We start from the raw sequence: 13600 nt of genomic DNA on the forward strand, positions 1-13600 counted from the left end.
CATTAAATTAATTTAACACTGAAATTAACGCCTTTTGCCACTATTTACACTAAGTCATGGCAGCGCTTTAAGGTAAAAAAAGCAAAGGGGTTAAGAGGTTTAGGTTCGGCACCTCATCGTTAAATTACGTTTTATGTGTCCTTTATAAATAAACCGACTCAATTTAAGCCTGAAATAAAAATTGAGCCCAACTATCGGAACCGAATTGCGGCGCGGAACCGGATAGTGACCTTCACTTTGGAGTCTATATCTATGAGTAAAGAAAAAAACAAAAAACCGCCAATGAAAACCTTAAAAGAGAAGCGTCAGGATAAACGGAACCGCCAAAAAGCATCCGACTAATTTATCCATCAATGTAAAAAAACCTTAAATCCTCTCTTTAAATAGGCCGAAAATAGGGTGCTAAATGCTTTGGCACCCTATTTTATTTCTCGGTTTTATCCGCTTATCGCCTCACAACATACGCTAGCGTTCGAATTAACAACAGGTCATTTTTCAACACACTAAGCTTATATGCCATCACACTAAACTTATGCGCCATCACAATCGACGGCGATACTGCTCCGGCGAGTACTGGGCATATTTTTTAAACATCACGATATAAGGCGAAGTTTGGTTATAGCCGAGCGTCAATGCCACCTCTTTGATTGCAAGTCCCTGACGTAATAGTTGTAAGGAATAGATAAACTTATGCCTTTGCCTTAACTCGGTAAAACTCATCCCCAGCGCCTCTTGGCAACGACGGGCTAAGGTACGCTCTGTAGTGTGTAATTCATTGGCCCAAGATTTAAAGGTCTTAGGACTCGCAGGGTCGGCTTCAAGTGCCAGCAACAACGGCTGTAACAGTTTATCTGAGACTGTGGGCAAAAATTGCGGCAGAGCTTGGCCGATAGTGAGCTGATCGAGCAAAACCTCAACAAGCCGTTTATCCGCCGCCGAGTTTGCCACTCTAACTTGCCGCTCCCGCAGATCGTTTACGATAGATTGGGCAATGGATGTCACAGCTAACAAACAGGTCTCTAGGGGAAACGCCGCAGCCCGCTCGGCAACGATATTCATCGAACAATAATGGATACTACGCCGAGTGAAACTTTCATGCTCTATCCCCGCAGGAACCCAAATTGCATATTGCGACGGAGATAAAAACCGTTGCCCTGCAGCATGTAACTCCATAATTCCACCGCTGATTAACTGCAGTTGTCCCCAAACATGTTGATGTTTTGGCGTTACCGTATTTGGCAAGAAAGCTTCATAGTTAAAGAAAATATCCGCAACTGGCTCTTGCTCTGCCGTAAGGGGATGATAAACCGTACGCATTTTGTCTGTCCTTAAAGCCTTCTAGCTCAATACATTCTCTCGTTTAATAGTGCTCAACTGGTTTAATAGCATTCAAGCAATTTTGCTACCCCATAGCACTCTGTCCGCCGGGGAACTGACCTTGTCTGATAAGCGATATCTATATCATAACCGACCATGGATAATTGCCTGCAATGATTATCTGGATGTATAAGTAATACGTAGTAAGCAGAGTCTCTCATTCTGAGTTACTCAGTTTTAGCCATGTAGACTCAGTCGCTTATGCCTATTCACTCATGTCCAGCCACGTAAACCATTATCGAAAGGCAAAATCATGTTGTATTTGTTTCCCCTATTAGCCGTTTTCATTTGGGCGGGTAACTCGATAGTTAATAAACTCTCATTTGGGATTATCGATCCTGAAGCCATAGCGTTTTACCGTTGGTTTTTTGCAATGTTGCTATTAACGCCCTTTGTCGCGGGTCGCGTGTGGCAAAAGCGCCGAGTGATCTTGCCACTGTTACCTAAGTTCGCGACTTTGGCCATGCTAGGTATGGTGCTCAACCAGAGTCTCGCCTATTTTGCCGCGGCCACCACCACGGCGACGAATATGGCATTGATCACCTCACTCGTGCCTATGATCAGCCTGTTTTTAGCCGTTCCCTTACTCAAACAGAAGCTGTCGCCGTTAGCCTTTGGTGGCACACTGATCTCGCTCGTTGGCTTAATTTTTATGTTGAGTCACGGCGATATGATGAATCTTGCCATCGGCGTCACCCAAGGTGACTTGTTACTGCTGTTCAGCGCCTTTGTGTATGCACTCTATGGCGTATTACTGAAACGCTGGCAATTACCACTGCCCACTTTGGAATCGGTTTATATTCAAGGACTCATAGCTGTATTTATGCTGACACCGCTGCTGTTCAGTAGCCCAAGTATGGCGATCAGCACGCAATCGGCACCACTGATCCTGTATGCGGCAGTTGCGGCCTCGCTGCTCGCACCGTGGGCTTGGATCAATGGCATCAGCAAACTCGGCGCCGATCGCACCAGCGTGTTCTTTAATTTAATGCCGATTATTGCGGCGATACTGGCGGCCATTATCCTAGATGAAACCTTGGCCATTTATCATTACATTGGCGGCTCTATGGTCATCATGGGTGTCATGCTAGTGCAGATAAAGCCTAAGCCAAAAGCCATACCCACCTTAGCTTGCCCCGAATAACATAAGCTAAAATATCAAAGCCCTGGCTGCACAGTTGGGGCTATTCATCTTCTTTCAATGGGCACAAAACTTCGCACTGAATCCCATCGCAATTTACTGCATGTAAAAGCAATTTCATCAATAACGGCTAAGCTATTTATTAGGTTATTAATGGAGATACTCCTATGTTTAACAGTATTCGCGTTAAGTTTTCACTGATGTTTGCCATTATGGCGACAGCGCTCATTGTTATGGCCGTCACAGACGCCATGCAAAGCCGTGTTACAGTGAAACAGATGCAAGAGTTCAGTCAGTTATTTAATCCTGCGATTTCGGCGATTCTCAATGCCGACCGCGATCTTTATCAAGCACAGCTCAGTGAAGAAGTGTTATTAAGGGAAGAATTATCAGCCGAGAATCGCCAGAGTGAGATTGATAACTGGCAAGAAAACGTCGACCAAGCCCGTGACCGAATGGGCGAGTTTAAAAAAATCCTTAAAGACCATCTGCTGGTACTGCAATCCACCAATGGCTTTGAAGCGCAATTTTCTCTTTGGTATCAAGCCTCATCTGAAGTCATTAATGCCGTCAAAAGTAATGACTTTGAACGCGCGAAACAACTCCACGAAACCAAATCCAAACAAGAATTTAAAGCCTTGAGAAGCATCTATAATGCCGCAGGGGAAGCGGCCGATAACCGCGTCAAAGAGCTGGACTTGCAAGCAACTGAACAGGCAACCACCCAAACCCAAATTTCCCTCACCATAGCCAGCTTAGTGGCCATAGTCGCTCTGTTGATTGCCTATTTCGGCCCTAAAATCATCGTTAATGCCATTAAAGATATCACTAGCAGGATCAATGACATTGTTGATGGTGACGGTAACTTAACTCAAAGGATCCCGATCAAACGTCAGGATGAAATCGGTGAGCTTGCCGAGGCCTTTAACTTGTTTGTAGAACAACTGCAGCAAATGGTGATCTCGATTATTGGCCAAACCAAGGATGTGAGCCAAACCGTTGAAAGCCTTGCGACTAAGTCGGCAACCACTATCAACATCAGTCATGAACAAGAGCAGTTTGTCGATACCATAGTCACAGCGGTCAATGAAATGAGTGCCGCCGTAAGGGAAGTCGCCAGCAATGCCCTGCACACGGCGACCGAAATCACTAAGGTGAACGACCAAACGCTGGAAGGTAAAAATATCCTTGCCCAGTCCGTTAATCATATTCAGCAACTGTCTGAGTCGGTTAAAAATGCCGTGACTGTTATTGAAAAACTCTCAGTCAATTCTGCCAATATTGCCTCAGTGCTCGATGTGATCCGCTCTATTGCTGAGCAAACTAACCTGCTCGCCCTTAACGCGGCCATTGAAGCGGCGCGCGCTGGCGAACAGGGCCGCGGCTTTGCCGTGGTCGCCGACGAAGTGCGTACACTGGCGAGTCGCACCGAAACCTCGACCCAAGATATTCAGCGTATGATTGAAGAGTTACAACGCGGCGTAAATGATGCAGTTAAAAGCATTGAATCTGGCGCCAGCCTGACCACATCAACCGTCACCCTCGCCAGCCAAACCCAAGATGCATTGGATGAAATCCTAAACTCCACCTCTAAGGTCAGCGAGATGTCCACTCAAACGGCAACGGCGACCGAAGAGCAAACCCATGTAACCGAAGAAATTAACCGTAACTTGACTGAATTATCCGATAAAACCAGATACTGCAACTTAGTCATTCAAGAGACCCAACAAATCGTCGTCAACACTAAGGCTATTTGCAGTAACCTACAAAAAGAAGTGGCGCGATTTAAAGTCGCCTAAGCTGGCCGGTTGCTAACGACACATAGTTAGTGACAAGCGGTTAATAACAGACCGCTCGTGACAAACAGCTAAAACGAAAAGAGTGCCAATTAGGCACTCTTTTTAATGTGTTTTAACATGGGATTTTTAATCGAATGCTTTTGAATTGGATTTCAAATTGGGCTTTGATGCAAAACTTATCAGCTACGGTGACGCCTAAGGGATTGAACGCGAATTTTACGGCCATGGTAATAATGCCAAACAAAACCTGAAAACAATAACATCCCCAAAAACATATGCAATAAACTGGCAAACAGTTGGGCTGATTCTGAGCTCAAGTAATACAGTCCCACACCCGTTAACGCTAAGGTGATAAGACTGAGTGACATCACTAAGCCACTCCAATGGTTCAATTTTTTACGCCATCCTGCCCGAATATGACTGTGCCAAAGTGCACCAAGTAGCATCAACAGTAACCAACCTAACAACACATGTATCACCACTGCGGGTAACCGTAGTTCACCGCTGAGGCCAAAATCCACTTCCCACTGCAACTTAAACTCCATCACCCAAGGCAGCATAAACAAGCCTGTGAGCGTGGTGACGCTAATGGTAAGAATGATTAGCCAAAAAAACCAATTTGGATAGCCAGTTAATTTCTTCATAGGAAAATGTTATACACTCATAACGCAGCTTTTCCTTAGTAAATTCAGTAAGGAAAACTGCAAATAGTACCAAAGGAATGATTATTCAAAACTGACTAATCGACCACCTAAGTGAGCAATTTTGTCAGCGGCGGAGTCAGAGCTTAGGTAACCCGCAACCTTAGTCAACGCATCGGCGCGCCAAGCAAAGGGCGCACTCACACTGACAATACGTTCACTTTCAAGATCGATATTCACATCAGTAACATTGCCCGTGGGCAGTAATAACGCAGGATAATCATGGCTTAAAGTTTGTGACACCCGCGAACTTGCCAGCGCCATATTGCTAACGCAGATCTTTTGGCTCAATCCCTTTGGGCCGCGGCAGAGTACATTTAAAGAGGCACTGCCAAAGACTCTTAAATCGCCACCGGCATTCACCCAACCACCGCCAACGCCCGCACGGCGCAGCTCACTCACCGCCATATCAACCGCATAACCTTTGGCTATGCCATCTAAGGTTAAAATGAGTGGCCTAGCTAATCGTACTTGATTATCTTTTATTTCAATATCTTGCCACTCACCTTGCAATAACAAAGGCATACCAAGATAGGCAGGCAAAGCACCGCGGGACATCATTTCCCCGCCGACAGTACAATTGAACAAGTTGTTGCTCGCCTTGCCTAGCCACTTAGCTAACTTGAGCACTCGTAAACTGTCTTGGCTTACACGAATCCATGTCCCTGGCTGGCGATTTAGCTGATTTAACTCACTGTCTTGCTGATGAAAACTCAGTAACCGACCAATATGCGTCACACGTGAAAAAGCCGCTGTCATCGCGGCTTCTAAGGCTTTATCCTCAAGTGGGATCTCACTGCCAGAATGTGGCAGTGACTCGGCGGCAATTTCCACCAAAGTCCCGAGTAAGGGTTTAGCGCGACGTATCACGATAATGCCGTCTGTGACAGGAAGAGTTGATGAATAACCAACAGACGCTTCACACCATCGAGTAAATTACGGCAACTCAAGGTCGCGCCGCTGATATTGGTGACATCCTCATCCAGTTTAAAGGGATCGTTCAGTGTTTTACCGTGGAACTGTTGGCGCCAACTGGCCTCGCGCACTTGACCGCCATGGGTCTCGCGGTAACTCAACACTTCTAAACCTAACACTTCACCTTGCGGGCTAATCCCCACGGCATAAGTAATGTATTCATGTTTACCGACCACATCATCAACCATAAACCAACCGAGAAATTGCCCGTCTTTCTCCACTTTCCAAATCGGCTGTTGATCTTGACGCTGACGCACGCCAGACAAATCTTTGATCTGATCTTTCGCATCTGAGCTCAATAAGGTTGGCCGCTCGCTAAATACGGCCGCTTGATCAAAAATCAATGCCTGCGCCTGTGCAACCGTTAAATAGTCAGCAGCAAAAGCGGGCACGGTCACCACGACCATGGGCATAAACCACAAGCTATTCCAATATGTCTGCGCCATTTCAATACCTAATGTTAGTGAATATGGGATAAAAACGAGCCATCCTTGGCGCTCACTCTGGCGGTGCAGCCTATTACATTCGCTGCAACAGCCTTCATTGAACCTAGATTAAAAGTTAAATGCGACCTTCAATCTGATTTCTTGTTCTGTTTTTTCAATCAGATGCAAACTGGTATCGCGCTGACCTTGGTACTGCTCACCACCGCCACTTAACTGTGGTAACCAAGTCAGCGTCGCCCACCAATCGGCACTGCCATAATGCAATGAAGGGCCAGCAAAGAAGGACCATCGTTCTTGACCAATTTCAGTTTCAAATTCAGTTTCAAACAGCACTTCGGCGCTAACGAACCAATTAGGGGCGAAACGATAGCTTAAGCCTGTGCCCATTTTCAATTCCAGTTCCATCTCTGGATCCGTCGACCATTCGAAGTCTTCTGGTAGATTAGCGATAGGCGCGCGGTCGGCATAGGTTGATTCCATGCCTAAGTTTCCCACCCAAATTAACTCACCTTCGAGCATGTATTTTTGGGTTTGCAGACCAAGATCTAACGACAAGGTGTCTTTGTCTTGGCCAGAATGCACATCAATCCAGTCGTAGTCGAGGGAGGCTGTCATCGACAAACCTATGTCATCCTTGGCTGGGCTTAAAAACATATAGCTTAGGCCAACTTCGGCGCCAGAGGATTGAAAACCAATTTTTTTCTCTGCCGGCAAATAACCATCGATGATAAGCCCACTGGTGTCTAAGGACATAAACTTAGCAGAAGCTGACACCGCCAGTTTATTCGTTAGGCCATACTCGAATTCAGTTTCGTAGTTAATACCTCTGTAGGTGCCTTGACCCTTATCATTACGCAGGGTGATCTTTTGGTACAGTTCGATGGCGTCTTTAGGCATAGCTTCAGCGCCTTTGACATAACCGAATAAATCTTCACCGGCGATCGCAGTATGGTTCAACACTAAAGTCAGTAAAGAGACGGCTACGAGACTCAAGCCATGGCGAGAAGATGTATGCATTTAAACAAAGCCCCAAAGAGTTATTAACATAATTTGTGCGGATTCTATTAAACTCTCTAGTACAACGCAAATCGTTATCATTAGTGTTTTATAGGTTTTTTATGCGGTTAACACTTTTTTACATTTGAAAACAATGAATTGATTGTTAAGGTTTAATTAATATTATTTTGTTATGTGAACGTGATTAGGCCGCTAAACGAGCGCTGCAAGCTAATAAGCAATAAAAATGAACTTAACTCGATGGATCCAGCTCATCTTCTTCGCCTTCTAAACTCATATCGACACTCACTCAGTGCATCAAAGCTTCAAGGGAAATAAGGGCGATAAATAGCCAACTTATCCCATCACCCCGGGCAACAGCTTAAATTTTACGCTACTTAATTCAGTTGCAATACACTCTAAATCAGATAAAAACCCGCTAACTTAACCTGAATGCAAACTGTTAATACATTGATTATAAAATAAAATATAGACCAAGCCTCATCTTATACAACCAATTAATAACCTAGCGATCACAACGGAAGTAAAAACATCTAGACGTCTAAATTGACAGGTTAGCAGGGATCAAATATGCTTTGCCTCAAGTTGCTAAGATACGATGCCGAAGCGACACTAAATTTAAGCGAGTTTGACTGCTAAGGATCCAGCGGAAAGAACTCTAAGCGAAAGAGAGATAACATTTGAGCAATCCAACACCAGCAACACAGCACAGCCCGGCATCTTTCATTGCCCTGTTGCCATTATTTGTTTTCCTTGGTCTTTTCATTGGCGCGGGTGTGTATTTCCAAAGCCAAGGTGTCGACTTCGCCTTCTATCAATTACCGAGTGTTATCGCCATTTTACCCGCGATTATTCTGGCGTTGATTTTATCAAAACAGAAATTGAATCAATCGATTGATACCTTCATTGGCGGTATTGGTCACAGTAACATTATTGCTATGTGTTTGATTTATCTATTAGCAGGCGCCTTTGCGGCGGTCGCTAAAGCCACTGGCGGTGTCGATGCCACAGTTGCTTTGGGTTTATCACTGATCCCATCAAACTTGTTGTTACCCGGTTTCTTCGTGATTGCGGCCTTTATCGCAACAGCCATGGGGACATCAATGGGCACCATAGCTGCTGTCGCACCCATCGCCCTCGGCGTGGCCGACCAAGCGCAAATCGACTACGCCCTGATGGCAGGTGCGGTCATGTCTGGCGCCCTATTCGGTGACAACTTATCGATTATTTCAGATACCACGATTGCAGCCACCCGTACTCAAGGCTGTGATATGAAAGATAAATTCCGTGAAAACCTGATTTTCGCTATCCCAGCATCACTGCTTACCTTGTTAGCCTTTGTATTTGCAGGCCAAGGCCAGGCGGAATTAGCGACGCAGAACATAGATCTCATTAAGGTCATTCCTTATCTGACCATTTTGATCTTAGCTGTAGCGGGTCTGAACGTATTTGTGGTCTTGACCTTAGGTATCTTATTAGCGGGCGCTACGGGTCTGTTTACCATGGATTACGGCGTGATCCAATTTGGTAAAGATATTTATGCTGGCTTTAGCAATATGCAGGAGATTTTCATTCTGTCTATGCTGGTCGGTGGTTTAGCGGCACTTATGCAGCAACAAGGTGGTCTTGCCTTTGTGAGCAAACAGATTGAAAAGCTGATCACGCGTTTCTCAAAGGCACAAGGTGAAGCATCATGCCGCGCCGCAGAACTGGGTATGGCTGGCATAGTTGCAGTGACTAACACTTGTGTGGCCAACAACACGGTTTCTATCGTTGTGACCGGTGATATTGCCAAAGACTTAGCCGAGAAACATGGCGTGAGCCCAAAACGTGCCGCCAGCGTCCTCGATATTTTCGCCTGTATTATCCAAGGTTTGATCCCGTATGGCGCACAAGCCCTACTGATCGCATCGACCTTTAGCATCACCCCATTGGCTGCGGTATCACACGCTTGGTACTGTATGATTTTAGCCGTAGTGGCCGTTGCGATTGTGATTTTCCGCAAACGTCATTGATAGGTCGCACTCTACTTATCGCTTGTTAATATGCAGGTTGAAATAGCTAATTAAGATGCCGATAAGTACAATTGAAGGAGCCGAATTCGGCTCCTTTTTTATGTTTAAATTCATCAACCTTGGATTGATATGCGCCTTGCAAAATACCTCGCCCAATGTGGCATAGGCTCACGCCGTGAAGCCTGCCGTTTAATTGAGGCCGGGCGCATCACACTCAATGGCCATATCGCCCGCCACACAGATCCCATCCATTTAGACGAATCTTTAAACTGTCTCGACAGCATTGAGCTTGATGGCGCACCTATCACTCAAACCGAAACCCTCGCCTATTGGATATTGAACAAAGCCGTGGGCACAGATTGCCGCCTGCTTGAGCAGGATGAAACGAGTCTTGTACACTTGCTCCCCAAAGCGCCAAGACTCTATCCAGTCGGCAGACTCGATAAGGATTCCCGCGGCCTACTGCTGTTAACTAATGATGGTGAGCTAACCCATAAACTCATGCACCCCAGTTTTGCCCACAGTAAAACCTACCATGTGCACCTCAACCGGCCATTCACTGATGAGTTTGTTGAACAAATGGCCAGTGGAGTGCGTTATAAAGATGTGCAAACCCTGCCCTGCCAAGTCCGCCGCCTCAGTTCGGACAGCTTTGAAATCGTGCTGACTCAGGGACTAAATCGCCAAATTCGGCGTATGGCCATCGCCTTAGGCTATAAGGTAATTGACTTACAGCGCGTCGCATTAATGACATTAACGCTAGAATCCTTAGCCGAAGGAGCGATGCGGCCACTCACCCCACAGGAAGTTGCAGTGCTTAAAGCCACAGTCACAATTTAATGGCAGACAAATCGCGAATGCCCTCAAGCAGCTAGCCTCAATTTGAGACAAATGCCCGCGCGAACAATATTTTCCAATGAACGCCTCTGAAGCTAGAAACGCCCGAGTCATCTCAGGCGTTTTTGATGGAACGAAGATAGCCTTTCAAGCTGATAACCTTGAGCTACTTTTTATCCGAACGAAGCACTAACTCCACTCTGCGATTCAATTTTTGTCCGGCGTCATTAGTGTTGCTGGCCACTGGGCTGTACTCCCCGTTACCGTGGGCGGTTAATTGGGCCGACGGAATTTGAAACCCGTCACTCAACTGCTTAATCACAGCTGCGGCGCGCCGCTCCGACAGGCTTTGATTGTAACTCCGCTCGCCCTTGTCATCGGTATGTCCGACCACATAGAAACTCAGCGTCGGATTCTGCTTAAGATAGCTCGCGAGGACCTCGAGTACAGGCTTAGACTCGGGCAACATACGCTCACTGTCATAATCAAACAACAATCCTTCTAACGTCGCCTTACCTGTTTGGCTAATCGCATCGGTCAAGGCATCGAGGTCGATCGCCACACGATCATCCTTCAGAGTAGAGAGTTCCATTACCCTAAGCGTAGTATCGGCAGGTGTGCCATCGAAATATCCTTGGGAATAGATATCGAAGTAAACATCACCCTTGGCGTTACTCAGCTTAAACAGCTGATACTCCTGCCATTCGTCTTCTTTATCATCCTTGATTAATTTGATGGCATTGATCAGGCTATCATCCTCGCCGCAGGCCGTGCCTTTGCAATGGAATATCCGCTCAGCCTGCAGTTTTTGTGCTGCGGCGGCATAATTGCTGTTGATTTCAAACAACGAATAGCTTTCAGGCATCTGATAACTTATTTGGGTAAGCTTGGCATCCAGCGATTGGGTTTGATAATCGGCGCCCGAGATCCCCACCAATACAGGCACCTGCGTAAAATTGGTTTGCTTATAGCGATCAATGTAACTGCCAGGCAGACGCCCCAGCAAAGGATGATCTGCCGCTCCTTGAGCATCGTCACTACGCCTATCTTTAATCTCAATTTGCTTCGGCGCCTGCTGTAAAAAGTCACTATTGGCTTGGATCAAGTCTAGCGGCTCAGGAATAGAATCAAGGATATCGACTTGCAGATAGGTATATCTGTCCTCGCGATTGACGACATAGATACTGGCGTAAACCTCACCGCGAGAACCTTTCAGTTTTGCCGCCACGTAAGCACTGTGAAAGTCGGCATTCACGCTCTTAAGCGGCTTTAGCTGAGTTTGCATAGCTTGCCCGTCGCCGCAGGATGCTGCCGTGCAATTAAATAACACTTCGGCATTCAGCTTTTTTAGCTGTGCCAAATAGTTATTGATCACATGTTCAGGACTATACCCCTCGGGTAACTCAACGCTTTGTCGAGTCAATTTTCCTGATACAGGCAACAGAGTGAACTTGTCACCATTCACTGCGGTGATAAGTTCAAAGGGCGTAAAGTGGATGCGCTTTTCTTCAGGCGATTTGGCGTCAGGAAAGGGAGTAAACAGCGATTCAGCATTCACCGCAAAAGTGGCGACACCGCAGGTCGCGGTCAAAAGTACAACATTCAATAACGTCTTATGTCCCATAAAAAATCCTTTTCTGTGGGGAATCTAGCTCTCGCGAACCAACTAGATAAAGAAATAGTGATGGGATAATACGATAAAATTTTTTACCTAGGTATTAAACGGCATAAAAGTAATACTTTTTATTGAAAAGGAAATACAGAAAATACACCGAAGAAAGAAATATAAAGCCCCCCATCTTTAAATAGCACACAGAAGTGGAGATGCCGCGATCATACGAATATGAAAGAGCAACCATGTCCGCCGTCAACGGTCACAGTTGCAATAATGGCAATTTTAACGACCATTGAACTGTTCATCTGGCTAAAGCTTTTTGCCCCAAAGCTTGCTAGTACTCGTTTAGTAAATCGAAAACTGACGAACGAGTTTCCCTACAAATTATTATCTGTTTACCCAATGTTTGGCCCTACCGTAAAGCGACTAACAATGTATGGGTATACAGTCGTATTTAAATTTAGATGCTTTTGAGTGTTTTTAAACTCATTAGTTTGCGCGTTTATCCAACCTAAAATTTATAAAACCCTTAAAAATCATCCGCATAAACTTTCCCAAAATTAGTTAATAGGTTTGGAAAACGCGCATGCGCGTTTTTCCGGATGGTGTATTAGATAAAAAACTGATAAGTTCTTTGCAATACAAACAGTTAATGATGCGCGTTTTTACTGGTCTAATGAGGTAAACAGCGCAGCACATAAATACTAAGACGTTAGGCTAATCATGAGGCCGTATGAAAAAGGCAATCGCATTTCTATCGCTATTTATATTTAGCGCAATCACTCAAGCAGAGCAGTTATGCAACTTAGTTGAAGGTGCTACATTGATCGCCCAAGACGGAGAAAATACCTATCTAGGCAAGCTTGGCAGCAAATATGATTCAGACTCAGTTTTTAATAATTACGGGACCTATGGTAGCGAATATAGTGCCGAGTCAATCTGGAATAAATATGGCCAGTTTGGTGGCAAATACAGCACTTACTCTGTATTTAATCAATACACCAGCACCCCTCCAATGATAATCAAAAATAAACAAATAATCGGTTATCTTTCAGCGAACAAAGCTATGGCCAACTCTGTAAGCCCTAACTTACTAAAAGCAGTCTGTGGGGAGTAAGGTCCGCCATACAAGGCGATCAAATCGTTCGCTTCGCTCACTGGGACGGGCTAAAGCCCGCCCCTTAGCTTAATCATTAGCTACCCCCAGTTAAACGCAGGCTGAATAATATGACACGATCGCGGCTACCAACATTTATAGGCTTCGACAGCGAAGGTTTTGAAAATATATATTCTTCGTACAAAGAGCCAATAGTAAAGCGGATAGGCTTCTGTTCAGCAGCATTTGCTTTGACATTCATCTTCGTGCTAATCATAAATACAGTCGAAGCGATAAGACCTTTTCAAGAGAGCGCATACACTTGGTTTGAGAGATCTGGAGCTTTAATCGGCGCATGCGCTGTATTTGTAGAATTTAAATTAAAACTAATAGACGACATTGTATCCCAGGCATCTACAAGATTTAAGCCTGACGTATACGCAACTTTCGGAAAATACTGTAGGTATAAAAACTATCTTCATCGCACCGCATTATTTTACGGAATCATTGGAGCCCTTATTTGGAGCTATGGCTCGCCATTTCTTGTTTTAGTGAAAAATATATACTCCAGTTTTGACAGC

The 13600-nt window shown here is 45.3% G+C and carries 12 protein-coding genes; 6 read left to right on the top strand and 6 right to left on the bottom strand.

The features are described 5' to 3' along the window. Nucleotides 1–540: 540 nt before the first annotated feature. Entirely contained in the window at nt 541–1317 is a 777-nt protein-coding gene (locus Q4Q50_RS21885; RefSeq protein WP_311901124.1) for an AraC family transcriptional regulator, read from the bottom strand. A gap of 313 nt (nt 1318–1630) precedes the next feature. On the opposite strand from Q4Q50_RS21885, the gene Q4Q50_RS21890 reads away from it, so the two are divergent. Then, nucleotides 1631–2521: a DMT family transporter gene (locus Q4Q50_RS21890; RefSeq protein ID WP_311901125.1), complete on the top strand. Its 891-nt coding sequence runs from the start codon at nt 1631–1633 to the stop codon at nt 2519–2521. A gap of 164 nt (nt 2522–2685) precedes the next feature. Next, nucleotides 2686–4317: a methyl-accepting chemotaxis protein gene (locus Q4Q50_RS21895; protein ID WP_311901127.1), complete on the top strand. Its 1632-nt coding sequence runs from the start codon at nt 2686–2688 to the stop codon at nt 4315–4317. A gap of 179 nt (nt 4318–4496) precedes the next feature. Here Q4Q50_RS21895 and Q4Q50_RS21900 read toward each other — a convergent pair whose 3' ends face one another. The 4 genes from Q4Q50_RS21900 to Q4Q50_RS21915 form a co-directional block, all read right to left on the bottom strand. Beyond that, entirely contained in the window at nt 4497–4961 is a 465-nt protein-coding gene (locus Q4Q50_RS21900) for a hypothetical protein (protein WP_311889823.1), read from the bottom strand. An 81-nt stretch (nt 4962–5042) separates the two neighbouring features. Further along, nucleotides 5043–5888 (bottom strand): FAD:protein FMN transferase, encoded by an 846-nt coding sequence (locus Q4Q50_RS21905; protein WP_006083954.1) that lies wholly within the window; start codon nt 5886–5888, stop codon nt 5043–5045. Beyond that, nucleotides 5885–6439 (bottom strand): FMN-binding protein, encoded by a 555-nt coding sequence (locus tag Q4Q50_RS21910; protein WP_071938471.1) that lies wholly within the window; start codon nt 6437–6439, stop codon nt 5885–5887. The genes Q4Q50_RS21905 and Q4Q50_RS21910 overlap by 4 nt, the downstream gene beginning before the upstream one ends. 108 nt (nt 6440–6547) lie before the next feature. After that, nucleotides 6548–7456 carry a DUF6662 family protein gene (locus Q4Q50_RS21915; protein ID WP_311889820.1) on the bottom strand — a complete coding sequence of 303 codons (909 nt, stop codon included), beginning with the start codon at nt 7454–7456 and terminating at the stop codon, nt 6548–6550. A gap of 680 nt (nt 7457–8136) precedes the next feature. Between Q4Q50_RS21915 and Q4Q50_RS21920 the strand changes: the two genes are divergently transcribed. Continuing rightward, nucleotides 8137–9471, top strand: a complete 1335-nt coding sequence (locus Q4Q50_RS21920) for a Na+/H+ antiporter NhaC family protein (RefSeq protein WP_006080434.1) — start codon at nt 8137–8139, stop codon at nt 9469–9471. 129 nt (nt 9472–9600) lie between these two features. Further along, nucleotides 9601–10311 (top strand): 23S rRNA pseudouridine(2604) synthase RluF, encoded by a 711-nt coding sequence (locus tag Q4Q50_RS21925; protein ID WP_311889819.1) that lies wholly within the window; start codon nt 9601–9603, stop codon nt 10309–10311. Between the two features lie 163 nt (nt 10312–10474). Here the strand turns inward: Q4Q50_RS21925 and Q4Q50_RS21930 are convergent, their stop codons facing one another. Beyond that, on the bottom strand, nt 10475–11932 hold the full coding sequence (locus Q4Q50_RS21930; protein ID WP_311901133.1) for a DUF4892 domain-containing protein: 1458 nt from the start codon (nt 11930–11932) through the stop codon (nt 10475–10477). Nucleotides 11933–12656: 724 nt separating this feature from the next. Between Q4Q50_RS21930 and Q4Q50_RS21935 the strand changes: the two genes are divergently transcribed. Both Q4Q50_RS21935 and Q4Q50_RS21940 read left to right on the top strand, forming a co-directional pair. Then, entirely contained in the window at nt 12657–13040 is a 384-nt protein-coding gene (locus Q4Q50_RS21935; RefSeq protein ID WP_012197123.1) for a hypothetical protein, read from the top strand. Between the two features lie 110 nt (nt 13041–13150). Then, nucleotides 13151–13600: hypothetical protein (locus Q4Q50_RS21940; protein WP_014357981.1), on the top strand; the 450-nt coding region annotated here is incomplete at its 3' end.

The sequence above is a fragment of the Shewanella scandinavica genome, from assembly GCF_031932065.1.
In the GTDB taxonomy this organism is placed as follows: domain Bacteria; phylum Pseudomonadota; class Gammaproteobacteria; order Enterobacterales; family Shewanellaceae; genus Shewanella; species Shewanella baltica.